Source organism: Enterococcus malodoratus (genome assembly GCF_027659535.1).
Classification (GTDB): domain Bacteria; phylum Bacillota; class Bacilli; order Lactobacillales; family Enterococcaceae; genus Enterococcus_A; species Enterococcus_A malodoratus.
On the sequence record NZ_JAQDPG010000009.1, the window covers coordinates 126,314 to 144,898 of the forward strand.

Here is an 18,585-nt window from a genome sequence, read left to right on the forward strand (position 1 = left end):
AGCTATAGAGTTGACTGCCTTTTGTTTTGATGTGTCTAATTTGATTTGGCTACAACAAATCCTGATTCGGTTACCCAATTATCTGGATTGGGATCTTCCCCTGGCGAGACGTGACCAATATTGATCATCGGTCCAACAATTTTGTATTCGTTGGCTTCAAGCCATTCGGCAATCGTTTGGGTGATTTTCGGCATTTGATCAAAGCTGCCGCTGAATGTTACTGAGGCCATCGTAAAGGCCGGCGCTTTTTTGAATTCTGCCGTTTCACTGTTAGGATACTCGCCTATCACACTAGTTTGAACTTCTACATCAGCGTCCTTGTCGACGTACTCTACATCATGAAACAGGGTCATATTCAATGGCGGCTGCTTCATCTTGGCTCCGGTTTCTGCCATGCCTTGCTGCAGTTTTTGCCACAATTCTCCCTCCAAAGTATAGTCTGAAAGTATTCCGCGAACACTAAGGACGTTTCTTTCAGGGATTTCTTTTACGACTACATTATATTTCGTCATGTCATTTCCTTCTTTCATATTTTGTTTGAGAAGGGAGACCATCCGCTGTTTTTTCAACAGCTCATCTAAATCCTCCTGCAGTTTCTCCTCTTGGAGCGTATAATGCTTTTCTAGAAAATCTAAATCATTCGTATCAATGATTTCTTTGATCGTTTTCAATGGCAGCCCAGTTTGTTGGAGCAGCTTGATCTGATTCAACGTAGCTAATTGTCCTGCCGAGTAATACCGATAATTGGTTTGGTCATCCCTTTTTTCTGGCTTTAAAAGTCCTAAAGCGGCATAGTGATCCAATGTTCGAACGGTGGTGTTTGATAGTTTTGAGAATTCTCCAATTTTAAACATATGCGTGTGCTCCTTTTTTCTTCGTTTCGCTAGCTTACTTATAGTATAGAGTCACACGTAACGTGGGAGTCAATCAAAAATAAACTTTTTTTTGAAAAGGCTTGTACATTACTTTTAGTAATGTCACTATTAGCAATATAGAAACGAGGAGGAATTTGAAATGACACTTTTTTCAATTATTGGAGCGATCATTTTTAGTTTGATGGCAGTATTGACACTTTTAGTTACACTTGGTTTTCCGTTAGGCGAGTTTACCATGGGAGGAAAATATAAAGTCCTGCCTGTTCACATGCGTTTTATGACCGGCAGTGCGTTCATTTTTCAAATAATTGCTGCCATCAGTGTCCTCTATGTTGGAGAGGTCATTTCCTTGAATATTCCCTACTCTCTCGCCCGCGGTGTTTGTATTTTCTTTGCTTTTTATCTTCTATTAAATACGGGGATGAATCTGATGTCCTTCAGCAAGAAAGAAAAATACGTGATGACACCTTTGGCATTGATTGGATCAATCTGCTTTTTCGTAACAGCATTTTTATAATAAAAGATTACTGAGGAGTGAAAAAATGGATATTATCATTTTAGGTTTTTTAATGATTAAAGGCTCAACCATTTATGAGTTGCGGCAGATGATCAAAAATTCTCTTTCGACTGTTAGCAGCGACAGCACTGGCAGTATTCAAGCGGCTTTAAAGAAATTGTTGAACAAAAAGATGATCACTTTCACAGAGCAAATCGAAGGTGGTATCAACAAAAAAGTTTATTATATTACGGACGTGGGGAAAGAACACTTTCAGCAGGCTATTGCACAACCAATGCTGTATAAAGAAAAAAATATGGAGTTAAGCAAATTCTTCTTTATGGGCTTTACTGATAAAGCTAAAAGAGATGATATGTTAGCGGATTATATTCACGTTTTGGAAGATGAACTTGCTTCATTAGAAAAAATCAACACCTCAACCAGTCCCCGCTATCAATTTGATGATGCTGGTCTGCAAGATTTAAAAAAACGCGGCGGCGCTGCTGAATACATGACTTTAGAAAACGTTAATGAAATCGCCCATTTTCAATATGCCACACTAGATCTAGGAATCGAAAAAGCTCGATTTGAGATCGAATGGTTCAAGAAATTCAGAGAACGATTAAATTTGGAGGTCACTGCAGATAAACGCTAACACCATTGCCATTTCTGTTAAGGGCGTCAAAAAAGCATTCAAAGAAGATGAAACTCTATCGAAGAAAAGTGAAGTAATCATTGATCGCAAAAAAATAAAGTTGAGAAAAAGAACTTCCATTCTTTTCCCCAACTTTATTTGGTATTTATTGCCATTCAAAGAAGACTTCATACATTCCTTTAATATCTTTTTCGATCAAGGCTTTTGCCTGATCAGCAAAGCCTAACTTGATAGCATTAAAGATCGCTCGATGGTTTCTGGCTGATTTCACGAGAATTGGTTGCAGCTGCTCCTTGCCGATTTCCCCAATCAAGCAATGCCGATAGTGGCGCAAACGCAGCTCCATCGTTTCATACATCCGAGAAATGTGCGGATTTTGGGCCGCTTCAATCAGCAGATTATGAAATTCATGATCACAATCCGCGTATTGCCAACTGCCGTCTTCCAGATCAACTTGCTCGTATTCCACGGTCAGCTCTTCTAAACGTTTCAATTGCACTTGATTGATTGTGCTAGTTGCTAAAAATACCGCATGACCTTCCACCGCGATTCGCGCCTCACACAGCATCACACTTTCAGTTTTACTCATACTGGCAACAGTATACAGTTTCCCATTTTTTTCTACTAAAAATTCATCCAGTAATTGGTCTAAAGCTTTGCGGACAGGCGTCCGACTGACTGCCAACTCATTCGCGATTCGGCTTTCATTTAATTTCTGATTAGGTAATAGATGGAGATGAATAATTTCTTCTTGGAGAAACAAATAGATCAAATCGGTGATTGAGAAAAACGGATGGTCCTTTTTGATTTTTTCAAATTTTTCAATAGCGATCATGGCTGTTCTCCTATCCGTTAGCATAATACATTAGTATAAGTCACTTTTCTCGGTTTTGCAATCGTTTTCACGAAGGGCTTTTTACCTGCTGTAAGACTTCTTCTGTATTATTTTAAAACCTAAAATCTACAGTGGACGAATCTTTGTACTTATTTAGACGCCCGTCCCTGCTTTTTATTACACTATAGATGAACCATAAAACTTACTGGAAGGTGATATTGATGGAAAAAACATTCCCAATTGAACAAGTCAGAGAGCTTTTCCCTGCTTTGCAACGAACACATAATGGTCAAACGGTGGCCTATTTTGATGGTCCCGGCGGCTCGCAATTTTTAGAGAGTGCGATTGGCGTCATTAGCGACTACATGCGCAGCGGCGCAGCTAATCTTCATGGTAATTTTCCTACGAGTCACGAAACGGAAACGCTGATTCAGCAAGCCAAAGAAGACATTGCGGTCTTGTTCAATGCCGATGCTTCTGAGATTGCTTTTGGTCCGAATGCGACAACGATGATGTTTCATACTAGTCGAGCTTTAGCCAATCAATGGCAAGCAGGCGATGAGATTATTTTAACTGAACTCGAGCACCATTCCAACATTGATTCTTGGCGCAGAGCGGCGGAAGATCATGGAGTGATTGTAAAGTATATTCCGTTAAATACAGAAACTTTAGAATTAGAATTGGACAAATTGGATGAACTGATCAGTTCGAAAACTAAATTGATCGCTGTCGGCCACGCCTCAAACTGTGTCGGAACCATCACGGATATCAAACTCGTCTCCGCGAAAGCTAGAGAAGTTGGTGCTTTAGTCGCTGTCGATTCTGTGCATAGTATTCCTCATATGTATGTTGATATGCAGGAATTGGGCATCGATATGCTCTTCTCTTCTGCTTACAAATTCTTTGCCTCACACGTCGGTATGGCGGTTATTCGCAAAGAATTATTTGACAGTCTTGATATTTATAAAGTAGTTCCTGCTCCTGGCGGTGTACCTGATCGGTTAGAAATTGGTACGCAAAATCATGAAGGCATCCCGGCGGTATCGGAGGCTATCCATTTTATTGCCAGTTTAGGTGAAGGAAAAACATTGAAGGAACAATTAATCAGCGGATATCATGCCATTGAAGTCTATGAAAATATGTTGGCAGAACGAATTCGTAAAGGTTTGGCGGATGTTCCGGGGATTAAACTTTATCAAAGCGACAAAGAGAAAACTCCGACGATCGCCTTCCGTGCAGACGGGATCACGCCAATCGAATTTTGCACAAGAATGTGTAATGAGCACAGTGTCTTCATCGCCGAAGGTCATTTTTATGCGTTAACTTTAGTCGAGCGTTTAGGGATCGACCAAACAGGCGGGTTCATTCGCGCAGGTATCGCTCCTTACAATACAGTCGAAGAGGTAGATCGGTTCTTAAATGGTGTCAGACAAATCATGGCTTAGAAAGGTGGAAAAAAGATGAGCAACAAATTATGGGAATTGTTAGATGAAATGAAGTCACCTGCATACGAATGGGTCGATCTGAGTCATCCAGTCAATGAGGATACACCCCACTATGCCGGGTACAACACCCTTGAAATGACGGAAGTTTTTACCTATGATGAACATACCGTTTGTGCCAGCGAATACAAAATGGTTAGTCAATATGGTACGCACATCGACCCTCCTTCTCACTTTGTCAATGGCGGACGAACCTTGGATCAAATCACATTGAAAGAAATGCTGCTGCCTCTTTGTGTTGTCGATCTAACAGAAAAAGTCGCGAACGATGTCGACTATGCGATTACTGTTGCTGATTTAACTGCGTGGGAAGAAAAAAACGGTCAATTCCCTGACAATAGTTTCGTAGCTGTTCGAACGGATTGGTCAAAACGAACGGGTGAAGATTTCTTCGCTCCCGATGAATCAGGTCAGCCGCATTATCCTGGCTGGTCGCTTGAGGCACTCAAATTTTTGAGTGAAAAACGGACGATTACGGCGGTTGGACACGAGACTCCTGACACTGATCCTGCCATCGCTAATTTGATCGTTCCATGGCAAGGTGAACGCTATTTGTTAGAACAAGATAAATATCAAATCGAAATGCTTTGCAACCTCGATCAGCTGCCGCCGACTGGTGCGATCATCAGCTGCAGCTTCCCAAATGTGTCAGATGCTCCGGGATATACGGCGAGATGTATTGCCATTTATCAAAAATAAAAACGAACAGCGACCTGAAATGGGCCGCTGTTTTTTTCGTTCATTTCAACATCCGCTCTACCATCTTCGGTGACATAAATGTTTTTTCGGCTAATTGCTCTACAGTCAAACCTGTTCCATGCAGCCGTTTCATCATAACCTTCATATCCTCGCCAATCTCGATAATGTGCTTATCCGGATCATACAGACGGACAACCTTTTGGCCCCAAGGCATTTCCAGATCTTCTCCAACGCGTTCCACGTCTAGGGTCGAAATCCTCTTTAGAAAGCCATCAAAGTCTTCCTCTTCAAAATACATCTCAGCATCATTGCCATGGTAACGAAAAAAATCACTGGTACAATTAGTGAATGTCGACCACGAACTTTCCGTTTGCAAAGCTAATCCGCCAGTTAATGTTGCATTTTCTCCTAAATCAGCGATCACTCGAACACCGATCACTTCAGTGTAGAATCGTTTTGCGATCTCGATATCCTTTACTACTAACATCGGTCCTCTAAACTTCATTTACCTTCCTCCTAATGACTTATTTCATATTAATTTTATCACGAGTGAAGTTTCAAATGCTCGCCAATTTTGCCCAATAATGCGAGTTTCTAGTGCTAGTTCAGCTGGAAAACCCCATTCTTCGTTTAACTTCCACAGTATTTTCTGAACTGGTTACCTTCTCTAAAAGTCGAAAGGCAACATCTAGGGAGGGTTCGGGTGAAGAAGAAGTGATAATATTTTGATCCTCGACAATGCGTTGATCAGACTTCACGTTGACACCGAACGCTCTCATTTGCTCTTGTCGCGGATTATTTTCAAAGCGGTAGGTTGTTCCTGAACGATCGTGCAGTACACCGCTTTTAGCGACCGCAAGCGCCGCGACACAAATAGCGGCAATCGGTTTGTTTTGCTGATCAAAATTTCGAATCACTGCTAAAAATTCTTCGCTATATGCGTCCTCATAAAAGTTGGCTTCTTCAAAGCCGCCAGGAATCGCTAACGCATCAAACTCAGTCAAATCAATCTCCTTTAGCTGACGCATAGGAACACACGAATAGCCCCACGTACAATCTAAAACAGGATGCAGACCAACCGAAACCAATTCCGTTGAACGATCCCCTTCGTATAGATTCCAACCAAAAATATCGGTAAACACGCTCGCTTCATAGGATTCAAAACCATTGGCTAAAAGTAATAAGATTTTTTTCATTTGTATTCCTCCCTTTCGTTTCATTTATGATAAGGTATAATTACTTCAATCGACAGACAGGTTTTAAAGTCTTTTGACAATTTCACTTTAACAATTAAAGAATTTTTGTTTTTTCACTTCAAAAAGGAAGGATGCTGCATTATGGATGAAACAGATAGAAAAATACTGAATCTTTTAAAAGAAAACGCTCGAGCACCCTACAGTGAGATCGCTCAACAAGTAGCCCTCAGTTCTCCCGCCGTTAAGGAACGAATCACTAAAATGGAAGATTTGGGAATCATTGAAAAATACACGATCAACATCAACTATCAAAAAATTGGTAAAAACATCACGGCGTTTATCCTATTTGAAACGATCAATTGCAAAGCTTTTCGTGAATTTTGCTCAGAACAAAAGATGGTCTTAAAGTATTATCGCATCGCCGGACACTATAGTTACTTGGTTAAGGTTGTTGCCGAAAATATGGCGCTGCTAGAGGACTTCATCGATGAGTCGATGCACTTTGGAACCCCATCAACCCACATTGTTTTCTCCTCTGCGGCAAATGATTCATTGTAGAAGCAATAGAAAAACCGCTCAGAAAACTATTTCTGAGCGGTTCTTTAGTTTAGGTATTAGATATTTTCCAAATTAATCAACTGATTTCAAGGCCTCTAACATATCGACCGTCTTTAAACGATGATTGACAACGAATCCTAAAATCAGTGTTACTAACGAGATAATCGCGGCCGGTACAATAAAACTAGTTGCTGATAATGCCGGATTAAACATGACATCATCAGGCGGAACAACTGCAATAATATATTGATGGAGAATTTCACCAATGCCAAAGCCAGTGACTATCCCCATTAATGTTAGCAAAATTGTCTCGCGGTAGATATACATGGTCACCTCTTTGTCATAAAAACCTAGCACTTTGATCGTTGATAATTCTCTGATTCGTTCAGAAACATTGATATTTGTCAGGTTATAAAGTATGACTACTCCCAGCAAAGCCGCGATAACAATCAAGACTTTCATGATTTTATCTAATGAATGTACAATTGTATTCACTTGATTTGTCAGCGTTGTATTTTGAACTACCCCTTTTACACCGCTCAAATTTATAAACTTCACTGCTTGCTTCTCTGTATTTTTCACAGTACCGTCTTTTAATCGAACCAAATAAGCATTATTCACTGGTTCTTTACTAAACGTCTTTTGATAGCCGTCTTTACTCATAAACGCAAAATGTCCCATATACATTTCGGTAATACCACTAACCTTCATCTTCCTAGCGTTATTGTTGCTATCCATCAATTCGATTGAATCGCCTCTTTTAACATTCATTAGTTTACTCAATCGTTCAGAAATAATCACTCCATTATCGGGCAACGTGATTTTTTCGTCTGATTTTCGATTTTGAAGTCTAATATAATCTGAAAATTGTTGATTGTCTTCTGGGACAATTAACTTGATTTCTTGCTTATCACGATTACTTCCCGCAATTTTACTCATTTCCTCAAAACAAATGGACTCTTTTTTATCTATAGAAGAATCGGTCAATAGTTTATCAATTTCCTGTTGTTGAGATTTTGGAACATAATTATTTTCCGCAACGATCATATCATAACGGATAAGATCACCAAATTGACGGTCATTAATGCCGCTAATTGAATGTTGCACACTGAAGCCTGCAAACAAAAGTGCAACGGCCCCAGCAACACCAAAAATTGTCATCAGCATTCTTTTTTTATATCGAAAAATATTGCGTGCCGTTACTTTATGAGTAAAGCTCATTCGATTCCATAACGGTTTTATCCTTTCTAGTAAAATTTTGGAACCCGCTGCTGGAGCTTTTGGCAGTAATAGTTGAGCAGGATTTTCGCGTAGCTCTTTTATACCGATAAGACATGCCGGCAAGACCGCACTGATTGCTGCTAATAAAAAGGCCGCAACAGTGACACCCCAATGAAAGTGCAGTTCAATCTTAGGAACAGTAAAGCCCGAATGGTATGCGTTGTATACGATAATCGGCAATAATGTGTGACCTAAAAAAACACCTATCATCGTTCCAGATAAACTCGAAAATAATCCATAAAAAACAAACTTCTTCATCACATCTTTATTTTCATATCCTAATGCTTTTAACGTTCCTGTATTCATACGTTCTTCATCAACAAAACGTGCCATTGTTGTAAAGGTCACTAATGCCGCGACAAAATACAGAAAGATTGGAAATACATTGGCTAGTGCATCCACAATCCTAGAAAGTGAACTATAAATCTTATAGCCTTCTCCACCAGGTATCTCTCGCCGTGTATTCAAAGAATAGACTGGTTTTTCTAGATGATTGAGTGCCTCTCTCGCATCATTCAACCGTTCTTGATTTTGAGTAATCTCCTGTTCAACTGATACTCTTTTCTGCTGAAATAATTGATTTTGTTCCTGATACTCTTTTTCTTTTACAGCTAATTCTGTTTGTGCTTCACCTAACTGCTGCATTACGGCAGCTTGTGGAACTGATGTACCACTCTGCTGTTGGGCAAGCTGAAGTTCTTCTTTTTTTTGATCAATTTGCTGCTTAGCCTGATTTAATTCTATTTGTGTTTCAGTAATCTGCTGCTTTCCACTATCTATTTTTTGCTGACCTTCATCAATTTGACTTTGATACTCCCTTTTTATAGCTGATAGTCGGTGCGCTGGCTGATCTCTTAATTCTTCTGTTAACGCTGTTTTGTGCCGTTGGATTTTTGAGGTATAGGCAGCTGAATATGGATCTAAATCCTGCGTATCGTTAAATGTCATGCGTGCTAGCATATAATAGTCAGAATGGAAAGCCTCCTTTGAAACAACTCCATAGCCTTTTAGCGCCCCCGTTCCAGCGTTGGATTGACCTAAGTTTATTCCGGACAAGATTTCTCCTGAATAAACGAAGCCAACAATCTTAAAATCATGCTTTTTTAAAGAAGTATCTCCTGCTGGATTTTCCTTTTCAGAGAACGCTATTTGATCGCCGATTTTGTACTCTTTGGAATATTTTTGATCAATCGCAATCTCATTATTTTTATTTGGAAGCTTTCCGCTAATTAGCTGATAATCCGAAATCCTCTTTGATGCTGAGAACAAGCGAATGCTGTCATCTGTATTTTTAATGACCACATCTTTTAGATAGCCATACTCAATATCCTTAATCCCTTTCGTTTTGTTAATTGCCTTCTTATCGCTTTGATCAATACCTAAGTCTCCAATAACCGTCATATCAGCCACATTCAGTTTATTAAAGTAAGCTTCACCAGTTGTACGCATATCTGGTCCTGTCACTTTTAAACCAACCAAAGCAAATGAACCAATCAGCATCAATCCCATAATCGAAATAAAACGCCCTTTGGATTTTGAAATTGACTTTAGATTATCTTTCCAGAGTTTTCTTTTCATTTGACTACACCTACCACTCTATATCCGAAATTTTTTGAGGATGACGATTAACCTCGATTGATTTTACTTTTGCATCATGCATCCGAATTACTCGGTCCGCAATTGGCGCGATGGCAGCATTATGTGTCACAATAATAACGGTCGTACCTTGAATCCGACTCATATCCTGTAGGATTTGCAAAACCTGTTTCCCTGTTTGATAATCTAGTGCTCCAGTAGGTTCATCACAAAGTAAAATTTTGGGGTTTTTAGCAACTGCACGGGCTATCGCTACTCGTTGCTGTTCTCCGCCAGATAACTGAGCTGGAAAATTACTCATTCGCGCCGCTAGTCCCACCTCTTCCAATACCTTTTCTGGATCGGAAGCATTCTTAACAATTTCCGAAGCCAATTCAACATTTTCTTTTGACGTTAGATTCGGAACTAAGTTATAAAATTGAAAAACAAACCCCACTTCTTCTCTGCGATATTTTGTTATTTGTTTTAAAGTATAATTTGCGATGTCATTACCATCGACAATTACATTTCCTGAATCATTGGAATCCATTCCTCCTAAAATATTTAAGATGGTTGATTTTCCAGCTCCCGAGGCTCCTAAAATAATTGCTAATTCTCCTTTTTCAATTTCAAAGGAAACATTCTGATTCGCAATAATCTCTGTATCTCCCATTTGATATCTTTTATAACTATTTAAAACTTCAATGTAGCTCATGAAACTTCCTCCTTAAATTAACAACGTGTTGATTTATTTATAAGGAGAGTATAGAATTAATAGAAATGGAAGACAATAATCAATTTTCAAGAAGTGTCGATTTAAGGAGAGTGGCTTAAGTGACAAAGAAAAGAAATACGCAGACAAAAGAGAACTTAAAGAAATCCTTCATCAAGCTTGTAAATGCTAAAAATTTTGATAGCGTAACTGTCAGTGATTTAGCGCGAGATTCCAAAATTAATCGCGGAACCTTTTATCTACACTATTTAGATAAATATGATCTGATGGACAAATTAGAAGTGGAAGTTATCCATGACCTAAAGCAAATTTTATTGTTTGATGTAAATCTAGATAATTTAGATGATCCAATCGAATTAATTCCTTATGAGTCGATCTTAAATGCGTTGATTTATGTAAAAAATGATTTCGAATTTATCAAAACCTTAGCAAGTGACGGTGGAGATCCTAACTTTATGCTGATGGTCAAGGATATTCTCAGCGAAATGATTGATTCAAAAATCCAACAATCAGAAAAACTAACCTTCTCTCAACAAATGCTGCCTGAAGATTACGCAAAAGAAATCTTGTTATCGAGCATCGTTGCCATCATTATCTTATGGATTAAAAAAGATGCTCAGGAACCCCCTGAAGAAATAGCCACGATGATTACAAAAGCGAAACAGATTTCCCCTTATGAGTTATTGATTTAAAAAATAGAATAAAAAAACCGCTCAGAAAACTACTTCTGAGCGGTTTTTCTTATCCAAGTTTAAATGGCGGGTGTTTCAAGGCCTTCCCTGCCAAACTAATCAAGCGCTGCTGATTATCGTCAGCGGCTACACGATTAGTTTTTAATGTGCCGCAAGCTCGGCAGCGATGAATGATCGCCCATTCGCCATCTGATTTTGACCAAATGCTGATTGGGTCCATTCTTCCCTTGCACATCGAAGAACGGTCTCCCGGACGATTATCGACATGGAGACTAACTAGACAGTGAGGGCAATGATTTCGATGCTGACTGCCGGCACTTTCCGGATTCGCCGGCATTCCGCAATCCTGGCAAATAAAACTATCTGTACAGGCCGTTGCTTGATACGTATTTTTTAATTGGCGGGCAAATTTACTAATGTCCTTTAGCCAAACTTCCTTTTCACGTAAATAGGCCGTTTTATCGCTAGTGTATTTCGCTTCCGCGTGAAGCTTCAGATAGCTTTCCCAACGCTCTGGTGAGAGCTCTTCTTGTCGTAATGCTTCCTTGATCCCACAGCCGGGTTCGCTTTGATGACGGCAATCAGAAAATTTGCAGTTGCCGAAATGGGCCTCTACATCAGCAAAACTTTCTTCCAAGCCGTGACGAACATCCCACATTCCAACTTCGCGCATGCCGGGAGTATCGATCAGCTTTGTACCGTTATCCAACTCAAATAGTTGTCGGTGACTAGTGGTATGACGACCACGTCCATCTTTCTCGCGAATCGTGCGGGTTTCCATCACTTCTTTATCTAATAGGCGATTGATCAGCGTAGATTTTCCAACACCCGATGATCCAACTAAAACAATCGTTTTCTCCGATTGCAGGTACCGATTTAATTCGGACATGCCTTCACCAGTTTGTGCACTGACTGCATGAACCTCTGTTCCTAAGGCAATTTTTTGTGCTGCCTTAAGTTGGTCTGAATATTCTTCCGCTTGATCTGTTTTCGTTAATAAGACAATTGGAACTGCTCCGGATTGCCAAGCAAGTGTCAAATAACGTTCCAAACGACGTAAGTTAAAGTCGTGATTCAACGATTGTAAAATAAAAACATAATCAAAATTCGCGGCAATCATTTGCTCTTTCCCTTTGTATGAATCTAACCGTGACAAGGCTGAACTACGCGGTAAAGTTCTTAAAATGATGCTTTGGTCGTTGCCCTGCCAATTGATAACAACATGATCGCCTGTGGTTGGATAAATTTCTTGTTGGCTCTCATAGTTTCCGCGTTTTACTCTGGCCAAACCTTTTCCTTTTTCACTTGTGACCTCAAATAAATCTTTATAAACAGCCGTTACTTGAGCGATTGTTTCAGCTGGGTGATTTCCGATATTTTTTGTATTCATAAAATTGTTTTTCTCCTATTGTCATTGATTTTTCTCCTTTACTTTGTAAAATAATTATTTCCGATAGCATGCAAAGCGCTCCTTCTTCTTTTTAAAGTATTCATTTTTCTTTCTTGAAAAATGAGTCCGATTTTCAGGCCGTATACCATTCAACTATGTCTCTCATCCTTATTTTTTAGAGAAAGTTCAGATTGACTCTCCCCCTATAAGCTCTGGGAAAAGTTGAACTGGCATCCTTCTTCATTTTAAAGTATTCATTTTCTCTCTTGAAAATGAGTCTGATTTTCAGGCCGTATACCATTCAACTATGTCTCTCATCCTTATTTTTTAGAGAAAGTTCAGATTGACTCTCCCGCTATAAGCTCTGGGAAAAGTTGAACAGGCATTCTTCTTTTTAATGTATTCATTTTTCATACTAATTTTTTATACAGGATACCTGCCGTGAAAATAAATACTTCACCTAAAGGATTAAAAAACGACAAAAAAGACGATAGTCATACTATCGTCTTGAGAATACACTCATCCCATTGATTCGACAGATACCACTTCTAAAAGCACACCAAATAAAACTCGCTTTATTCGGTTATTCAGCTTATTAGTTAGATATCTGTGACACTCACAAAACATGCTCCATTCGTTAATAGGTGGTTGATTTATTTTCACCATCAGTATAGCAAATGCCAGTAACGCAAATCAACCTAATTCTGATCATAGCCCAATTCATCCAACAATCTCAGAATTTTTCTGGCAAAAGGATACAGCACAGATCCGCCGCCTATGACCGTCAGTTTCACGACTTCGATTACTTCTGCACGAGTAACCTCGGCTTTTTGACATTCTTCTAAATGATAAAGAATACATTCCTCGCATCTTGACATGATTGAGATAGTCAAGCCGATCAACTCTTTTTGGCGCTTATCAAGGACATTCGCTTGATACGTTTCATTGTCTAATTCTCCAAACTTCTTAAAAAAATCGTCCTCTTGCGTCAAGCGCTGATTGTATAATTTCCGTTCGTTACTTTGTTCCATTTATACACTCCCCTTCACCATTTTCACTCTTTAAATAATACAGAGACTTTTTGGTCTTTTCAAAGAAAATTTTACCGTACGCAAAAAGCAGTCGAATACGCGACTGCTTTTAAATAGATTCGTTTAGTCCGTCGTTAGCTCGATCAGGTTTCCTTCTGAATCTTGAATAACTGCTTCGTAATAGCCATCGCCGGTTGTTCTTGGCCCATTCAATAATGGGAAGCCATCAGCCAAGAAGCGCTCAACATAGCTATCAACATCCGCCTTTGTTCCAACTGAAATTGCCAAATGCGTATAACCTAAGCTGTCCGCAACGCGATTCGATAAGTGCTGTTTAGAGGTCAACTCCAAGCGGCTGCCTGAATCAAAGCTGACAAAATAAGATTTGAAGCCGGTTTTCTTGTTGTGATAAAGCTCCGTACTGCTGACATTAAAATAGTTTTCGTAAAAAGCCTTCATTTTCTCCAGATCCTTGGTCCAAATTGCTACATGTTCGATATGCATCGTTTTATTCCCTTCTTAATCCAAATATTTAGTAAAGCTATCGTTTAATAATACGTGGTTCCTTCGCCACGTTTATCATCCCTTGGTCCGATAAAATATAGTCGATCACCGCCGGCCCGATTTCCGTTGGCAGAAAATCAATGGTCGAAAAATTTAACAGCCGGCTATATGGCTGATTGCCTTCGCCAATTATCTGATAATCCTTTTTATGTGTGAACCCGATTTCCTCTAGTCCGCTAATGATGCCGGCGGCGGTATCATCCGCATTCGCGTAAATTACTTCTGGCAGCGGCAGTTCTTTAAAGGTTTCTTTGGCCCAACAATACCCGTTGTTATAACTTTCAATCCCGGTAAAGAAATTTTGGCCTTCAATCACCTCACCAAAATATTTTTGGTAGCAGTCAGCTTTATCTCGCGCGCTGGTGCTTTGTGCAAGGTCTCTTTTATTTGTGAAAATGACTTTACTGACACCTTGTTCAGCTAACTCGCAAAATAATTGATCGTAGGCCTTTTTGCGATCAGGAAAGATCATGGGAATTTTAGGATTGGCGACTTTTTCAGTTGAGACAATTCGCCCTTTTGATTTGAGTTTGGTCCAATTGTCCAAATTACTGGCCCGGGAAGTCAGCACCAGCCCGTCGATCATTCTTTTTTCCAATAACGAATAGTATTCGCTCTCGGTCTTCTCATCGTAATAGGTAGGTAAAAGCAAGACCTGATAGCCCTTCTCTCTCGCATGAAACAGTAGGCTATTGACTAAACGATCATAGCAGGAGCTATTGTAAGGCAACGTTACGCCTAACGTATAGTTTTTTCCATTGCTCAACTTTACCGCATTGCCGTTGACTACATAGCCAGTTTCTTCGATCGCGGCTTGAACTTTGGCTCGGATATCCTCTGAAACATACTGATGATTGTTGATCACTCGCGAGACAGTCGTTTTGGATACGCCAGTCATTTTCGCAATGTCTCGAATATTTGCCAAATGGACCACCACCTTTTTATCATCTATCAAGAATATACCCTATGGGACGCGTCCCATGTCAATAAAATTTTCACATTCAACAAAAAAACAGCCGAAAGTTCGACTGTTCAGTTTACAAAAAATCGTTTATTCCGCTGGATCTTCTTCAAAGATTACGGCCAAATGTTCTCTATTTTCGACGTTTTTCAGCATTGATAAGCGATACCCATCGTTAACCACAATCGTAAAATGTCGATTATGCCGCTGGGACAGCAGCATTAATTTCGTTATCATGGGAAGCTTTAAGTTGCCATTAATAATCAACTTGCCCTTGCGTTTCAACAGCTCTTTCAACCGTTTCATAGAAGTCTCCACATTGGTATGCAGTTCCTTGAAGGTCAGAAAATACGTCACTTTCTCACGTTTGCTGCCAAGCAGAACATTCTCCTCGATCAAACGATTATTGGCTTTCAATTGCCGCTGATTGATATAATGAATGATTTTCTTGATGTTCATTTTTCTCCCTCCATTTGCGCTGCTTTGAAATAAGCAGGAAAATATGCTATAAAACAGTTATAAACTATCCCTTTAAGGGAAGGTCAAGGAGAAAAGATGGATACGACAGAATTAATCACAATCGGCAAACTATCTAAACTAACCGGAATTCACGTAAAAGCCCTGCGATATTATGATCGGATCGGCATTTTGATTCCCGCCTACATAAATACAGAGAACGGCTACCGCTACTATACGCGAGAGCACATTTATTTAGTGGATATGATCAAGCTTTGTGCCGAGATCAATATTCCCCTTAAAGATATCAAAGAATTTTTAGGGATTGACGGCACTTCAATCGACATTGATAGTGTGTTAGACACCGGAATTAAATTGGTCAGAAACAAGGTCGACGAGTTTGAAAAAAAGCTAACTTTTTTAGAGGAAATGAAAAAGGAGGTACGGCGAAACGAAACACTCCATAAACAAAAAGACGGTCTATCGCTCACGATCGAATCAACCGATTATTGGTTGGAGCCCTTCAACGGAAAAATCGGCAGCAATGACTACTACCTTGCATTTAACCAACTGTTGAAGCAAATTACTCAAAAGAGTCTAGAGGCGGTTTATGAAGGAGGTCTCGCCATGGTAATTAAAAATCCGCGGCCCGAAACGTTTCTCTTCATTACTTTAGAACCAAATCCGCAAAATGCACAGCATAAAAATATCTTGCGACTGCCAAAGACACGTTATCTAACAAAAGTAACCGCTGAAGCAGATATTCAGAAAGTCTACCAAGCATCCGCGAAACAACTGGAAAATCAATCGGAAGTCATCCTCTTTGAATTAGAAATGTATGCTAGTCAAACGTCCAAGGCGGACCCCTTATATGAAGTACGAATCCCAATAGAAAAACAGTAGCTGATCGGCTCAGCTACTGTTTTCTTTCTCTTTATTTCACCGCCAATAGATAGCTTTCATCAATCAATTTCTTCAGCTCGTCAAAAGAAACTGAATCATCCAAGCAAATCGTGAACCAGTGTTTCTTATTCATATGGTAGCCAGGAAAATACTTTACGCCATCCACTAAGGCTGCAACCTTTTGCGGATCATTCCTCAAATCTAAGACTTCAATCAGGTCGTCGGAGGGAATCCCCAACTTATTTTTTTGAACGGTCAATAGAGCGCCGTACCATTTGCCGCTATCTGTTCTTCTAAAGATGGCATTACTCGGCGTTTTCGGCCATAGAAATTCCAGCTCGTTCTGGTAAGTCTCTCGCGCATAGTCAATCACTCGCTTGGTCTGTTCATTTTTGAAAATGTCCGCTTCGAAGCATTGATCGGCGATCGCTTGCAGGACAGCCTGATATTCCGCCTTCACTGAACCAACAAAAGAACCCGCCGCTGACGTTCGATGCAGCACGTATTCCTCGGCGCTGGCAAGTTCAACCAATTTAGTCTCGATTGTACCGGTATCTTCGATCGTGACCGTTAATTGGAATTCCCCCTCCATAATCGTCGTCTCATATGTATAATGCGCCGCGTTTTTTTCAAACCCATAAGCAAGTAACTTCGCTGGATTTATTTTCTTATGCTTGAAAAAAAGCTCCTCCCTGCTCATAAAAGGTTCCACTCCCATCCTTCATTTTTTCCATTATACACATTTCTGATCGAAACATCGCCCTTTAAATGAGGACGCAAAAAAAGAGTGGCTTTTTGCTCCACTCTTTTCTTTCATTCGACCGATTACTATTCTAACAGCTTTTCGAGCTCTATTAATAATTGGTCATAATCAACTAGAGAAAAATCAGTCACATCGACTTCGATCAATTCTCCCAATGAAAATTCTCCATAACCACGTGTCGTGCAGCGTTTGATGAACTCCTGATAGTCGACGAGATTATCTGCTGATTTATGATCAATCGTTTCGTTTTCTTTGTGATAACGCAATAAGATATGCCCCAAATGTCTCGAATGATCCAAATCCCGCAGCTTTTGACGTTCATAAAGAACATCTAGCTCTGCTATCAACCGGATCGTAATCACTTGATATCCAGATTGATCTGTTAAACGCCTCAATTTTTCCTTTTGTTTCCCGCTAAAAGGATAATCAGAAATCAAACTGATCGATTGCTGGAATTTTTTGGACATGATCTGATAGTACTCTTCCCAGCTTTTTTGAATCAAAGTTTCTTTTTCAGCCAAGTTATTAAAGCCGTATTGATCCCAATTTTTTTCTTTCAGTTCATCTGGCGAAAGAAATTGAATGCTTGGGAATTTTTCCAAAATCAAATTGGCCAAATAGGATTTGCCCGTTCCGGGATATCCTGCTAATAAAATCAAGGTTTTCTTCAAGGCTGTTCATCCCTTTATATCGTTAGTTCTATTTCCAGATGGTACTTATCGGCTAGATAGTAGCTATCTACATATTCTCGCGGGATATCTTTTACATCGTAGGAAATTCTTTTGATATGAAGCAAGGGCGTTCCTGCTTCTACTTTCAGGAGATCCGCAAGGGCTCCCGCGGCAACAATTGAAAAGATCTGCTGACTGGCGTAAGACCACTGAATATTGTAGGTTTTATCAAGAAAGACTCGAAGCGACTCTTCTGAAAAATTGCGATTCAGCATTTCGGGTACATAGTCTTTTTCAAAGTAATTAATCTCTAAATAGTACGGTTCCGTATCACCATAGCGCACCCGGTTCAAGCAAATCACTTCCGTATCTGGTTTTAGCTTCAGCGCTTCTGATACATCTATTGGTGCTCGAATTACACCGAATTCGATGACCTTTTTCTTGGCAATAACATCTTCTAGTCGTTTCTTTCTTGTATATTTCGCAACATTTTGGGGAGAATGTTTAGGATGTGTAGAAATGACGACTGTACCAAGACCACGCTGCTTCTTTACAAAGCCGTCGTTGGCAAGCATTTCCATTGAGCGCCTGGCCGTTGCTCGACTTACTTGGTAGGTCTTCATCAATTCACTTTCAGAAGGAATACACTCTCCGATAGCATAGGTACCATTGATAATTTTCTGGAACAAGCGGTCGTACAGTTGATAATACAATTGCTCTCTGCCGCTAAAATCCAACGAAGTCATTCT

21 protein-coding genes are annotated in these 18,585 nt (G+C 39.8%); 7 read left to right on the top strand and 14 right to left on the bottom strand.

The features are described 5' to 3' along the window. Window positions 1-35: 35 nt before the first annotated feature. Window positions 36-854: a MerR family transcriptional regulator gene (locus tag PGP85_RS15150; RefSeq protein ID WP_270328330.1), complete on the bottom strand. Its 819-nt coding sequence runs from the start codon at window positions 852-854 to the stop codon at window positions 36-38. 160 nt (window positions 855-1,014) lie between these two features. Here PGP85_RS15150 and PGP85_RS15155 point away from each other — a divergent pair, with 160 nt between their 5' ends. Together PGP85_RS15155 and PGP85_RS15160 are read left to right on the top strand one after the other, a co-directional pair. Then, complete coding sequence (locus PGP85_RS15155; RefSeq protein WP_010740207.1) at window positions 1,015-1,392, top strand: hypothetical protein; 378 nt, start codon at window positions 1,015-1,017, stop codon at window positions 1,390-1,392. A 25-nt stretch (window positions 1,393-1,417) separates the two neighbouring features. Beyond that, complete coding sequence (locus PGP85_RS15160) at window positions 1,418-2,026, top strand: helix-turn-helix transcriptional regulator (RefSeq protein ID WP_270328331.1); 609 nt, start codon at window positions 1,418-1,420, stop codon at window positions 2,024-2,026. 145 nt (window positions 2,027-2,171) lie between these two features. Here the strand turns inward: PGP85_RS15160 and PGP85_RS15165 are convergent, their stop codons facing one another. Further along, window positions 2,172-2,861, bottom strand: coding sequence for a GntR family transcriptional regulator (locus PGP85_RS15165; protein WP_010740209.1), 690 nt, complete (start codon window positions 2,859-2,861; stop codon window positions 2,172-2,174). A gap of 221 nt (window positions 2,862-3,082) precedes the next feature. Here PGP85_RS15165 and PGP85_RS15170 point away from each other — a divergent pair, with 221 nt between their 5' ends. Then, the gene (locus tag PGP85_RS15170; protein WP_010740210.1) at window positions 3,083-4,306 is read left to right on the top strand and encodes a cysteine desulfurase-like protein; all 1,224 of its coding nucleotides are present in this window, start codon (window positions 3,083-3,085) and stop codon (window positions 4,304-4,306) included. A 15-nt stretch (window positions 4,307-4,321) separates the two neighbouring features. Further along, window positions 4,322-5,062, top strand: coding sequence for a cyclase family protein (locus PGP85_RS15175; protein ID WP_010740211.1), 741 nt, complete (start codon window positions 4,322-4,324; stop codon window positions 5,060-5,062). Between the two features lie 40 nt (window positions 5,063-5,102). Here PGP85_RS15175 and PGP85_RS15180 read toward each other — a convergent pair whose 3' ends face one another. After that, on the bottom strand, window positions 5,103-5,567 hold the full coding sequence (locus PGP85_RS15180) for a VOC family protein (protein ID WP_270328332.1): 465 nt from the start codon (window positions 5,565-5,567) through the stop codon (window positions 5,103-5,105). Window positions 5,568-5,667: 100 nt separating this feature from the next. Beyond that, window positions 5,668-6,258 carry a DJ-1/PfpI family protein gene (locus tag PGP85_RS15185; protein ID WP_270328333.1) on the bottom strand — a complete coding sequence of 197 codons (591 nt, stop codon included), beginning with the start codon at window positions 6,256-6,258 and terminating at the stop codon, window positions 5,668-5,670. A gap of 141 nt (window positions 6,259-6,399) precedes the next feature. Here PGP85_RS15185 and PGP85_RS15190 point away from each other — a divergent pair, with 141 nt between their 5' ends. Continuing rightward, the gene (locus tag PGP85_RS15190; protein WP_010740214.1) at window positions 6,400-6,816 is read left to right on the top strand and encodes an Lrp/AsnC family transcriptional regulator; all 417 of its coding nucleotides are present in this window, start codon (window positions 6,400-6,402) and stop codon (window positions 6,814-6,816) included. A 72-nt stretch (window positions 6,817-6,888) separates the two neighbouring features. Here PGP85_RS15190 and PGP85_RS15195 read toward each other — a convergent pair whose 3' ends face one another. Together PGP85_RS15195 and PGP85_RS15200 are read right to left on the bottom strand one after the other, a co-directional pair. Next, window positions 6,889-9,675 (bottom strand): FtsX-like permease family protein, encoded by a 2,787-nt coding sequence (locus PGP85_RS15195; RefSeq protein WP_270328334.1) that lies wholly within the window; start codon window positions 9,673-9,675, stop codon window positions 6,889-6,891. Between the two features lie 10 nt (window positions 9,676-9,685). Continuing rightward, window positions 9,686-10,387, bottom strand: a complete 702-nt coding sequence (locus PGP85_RS15200; protein ID WP_270328335.1) for an ABC transporter ATP-binding protein — start codon at window positions 10,385-10,387, stop codon at window positions 9,686-9,688. Between the two features lie 119 nt (window positions 10,388-10,506). Here PGP85_RS15200 and PGP85_RS15205 point away from each other — a divergent pair, with 119 nt between their 5' ends. Further along, entirely contained in the window at window positions 10,507-11,097 is a 591-nt protein-coding gene (locus PGP85_RS15205) for a TetR/AcrR family transcriptional regulator (protein WP_270328336.1), read from the top strand. Between the two features lie 49 nt (window positions 11,098-11,146). Here the strand turns inward: PGP85_RS15205 and rsgA are convergent, their stop codons facing one another. From rsgA to PGP85_RS15230, 5 genes are all read right to left on the bottom strand, one after another. Next, window positions 11,147-12,487, bottom strand: a complete 1,341-nt coding sequence (gene rsgA / locus PGP85_RS15210) for a ribosome small subunit-dependent GTPase A (protein ID WP_270328337.1) — start codon at window positions 12,485-12,487, stop codon at window positions 11,147-11,149. 698 nt (window positions 12,488-13,185) lie between these two features. Next, entirely contained in the window at window positions 13,186-13,518 is a 333-nt protein-coding gene (locus PGP85_RS15215) for a carboxymuconolactone decarboxylase family protein (protein WP_270328338.1), read from the bottom strand. 123 nt (window positions 13,519-13,641) lie between these two features. After that, the gene (locus PGP85_RS15220; protein ID WP_270328339.1) at window positions 13,642-14,022 is read right to left on the bottom strand and encodes a VOC family protein; all 381 of its coding nucleotides are present in this window, start codon (window positions 14,020-14,022) and stop codon (window positions 13,642-13,644) included. A 37-nt stretch (window positions 14,023-14,059) separates the two neighbouring features. Further along, the gene (locus PGP85_RS15225; protein ID WP_270328340.1) at window positions 14,060-15,007 is read right to left on the bottom strand and encodes a LacI family DNA-binding transcriptional regulator; all 948 of its coding nucleotides are present in this window, start codon (window positions 15,005-15,007) and stop codon (window positions 14,060-14,062) included. Between the two features lie 126 nt (window positions 15,008-15,133). Beyond that, window positions 15,134-15,502: a DUF1694 domain-containing protein gene (locus tag PGP85_RS15230; RefSeq protein WP_270328341.1), complete on the bottom strand. Its 369-nt coding sequence runs from the start codon at window positions 15,500-15,502 to the stop codon at window positions 15,134-15,136. Between the two features lie 96 nt (window positions 15,503-15,598). Here PGP85_RS15230 and PGP85_RS15235 point away from each other — a divergent pair, with 96 nt between their 5' ends. After that, on the top strand, window positions 15,599-16,402 hold the full coding sequence (locus tag PGP85_RS15235) for a MerR family DNA-binding transcriptional regulator (RefSeq protein ID WP_270328342.1): 804 nt from the start codon (window positions 15,599-15,601) through the stop codon (window positions 16,400-16,402). A gap of 31 nt (window positions 16,403-16,433) precedes the next feature. On the opposite strand, the gene PGP85_RS15240 is transcribed toward PGP85_RS15235, so the two are convergent. The 3 genes from PGP85_RS15240 to PGP85_RS15250 all read right to left on the bottom strand — a co-directional run bounded on the left by PGP85_RS15240 (window position 16,434) and on the right by PGP85_RS15250 (window position 18,582). After that, window positions 16,434-17,102: an MmcQ/YjbR family DNA-binding protein gene (locus PGP85_RS15240; protein ID WP_270328343.1), complete on the bottom strand. Its 669-nt coding sequence runs from the start codon at window positions 17,100-17,102 to the stop codon at window positions 16,434-16,436. Window positions 17,103-17,230: 128 nt separating this feature from the next. Beyond that, entirely contained in the window at window positions 17,231-17,836 is a 606-nt protein-coding gene (locus PGP85_RS15245) for an AAA family ATPase (protein WP_270328344.1), read from the bottom strand. 14 nt (window positions 17,837-17,850) lie between these two features. Continuing rightward, window positions 17,851-18,582 carry a GntR family transcriptional regulator gene (locus PGP85_RS15250; protein WP_010740224.1) on the bottom strand — a complete coding sequence of 244 codons (732 nt, stop codon included), beginning with the start codon at window positions 18,580-18,582 and terminating at the stop codon, window positions 17,851-17,853. Between the last annotated feature and the right edge of the window lie 3 nt (window positions 18,583-18,585).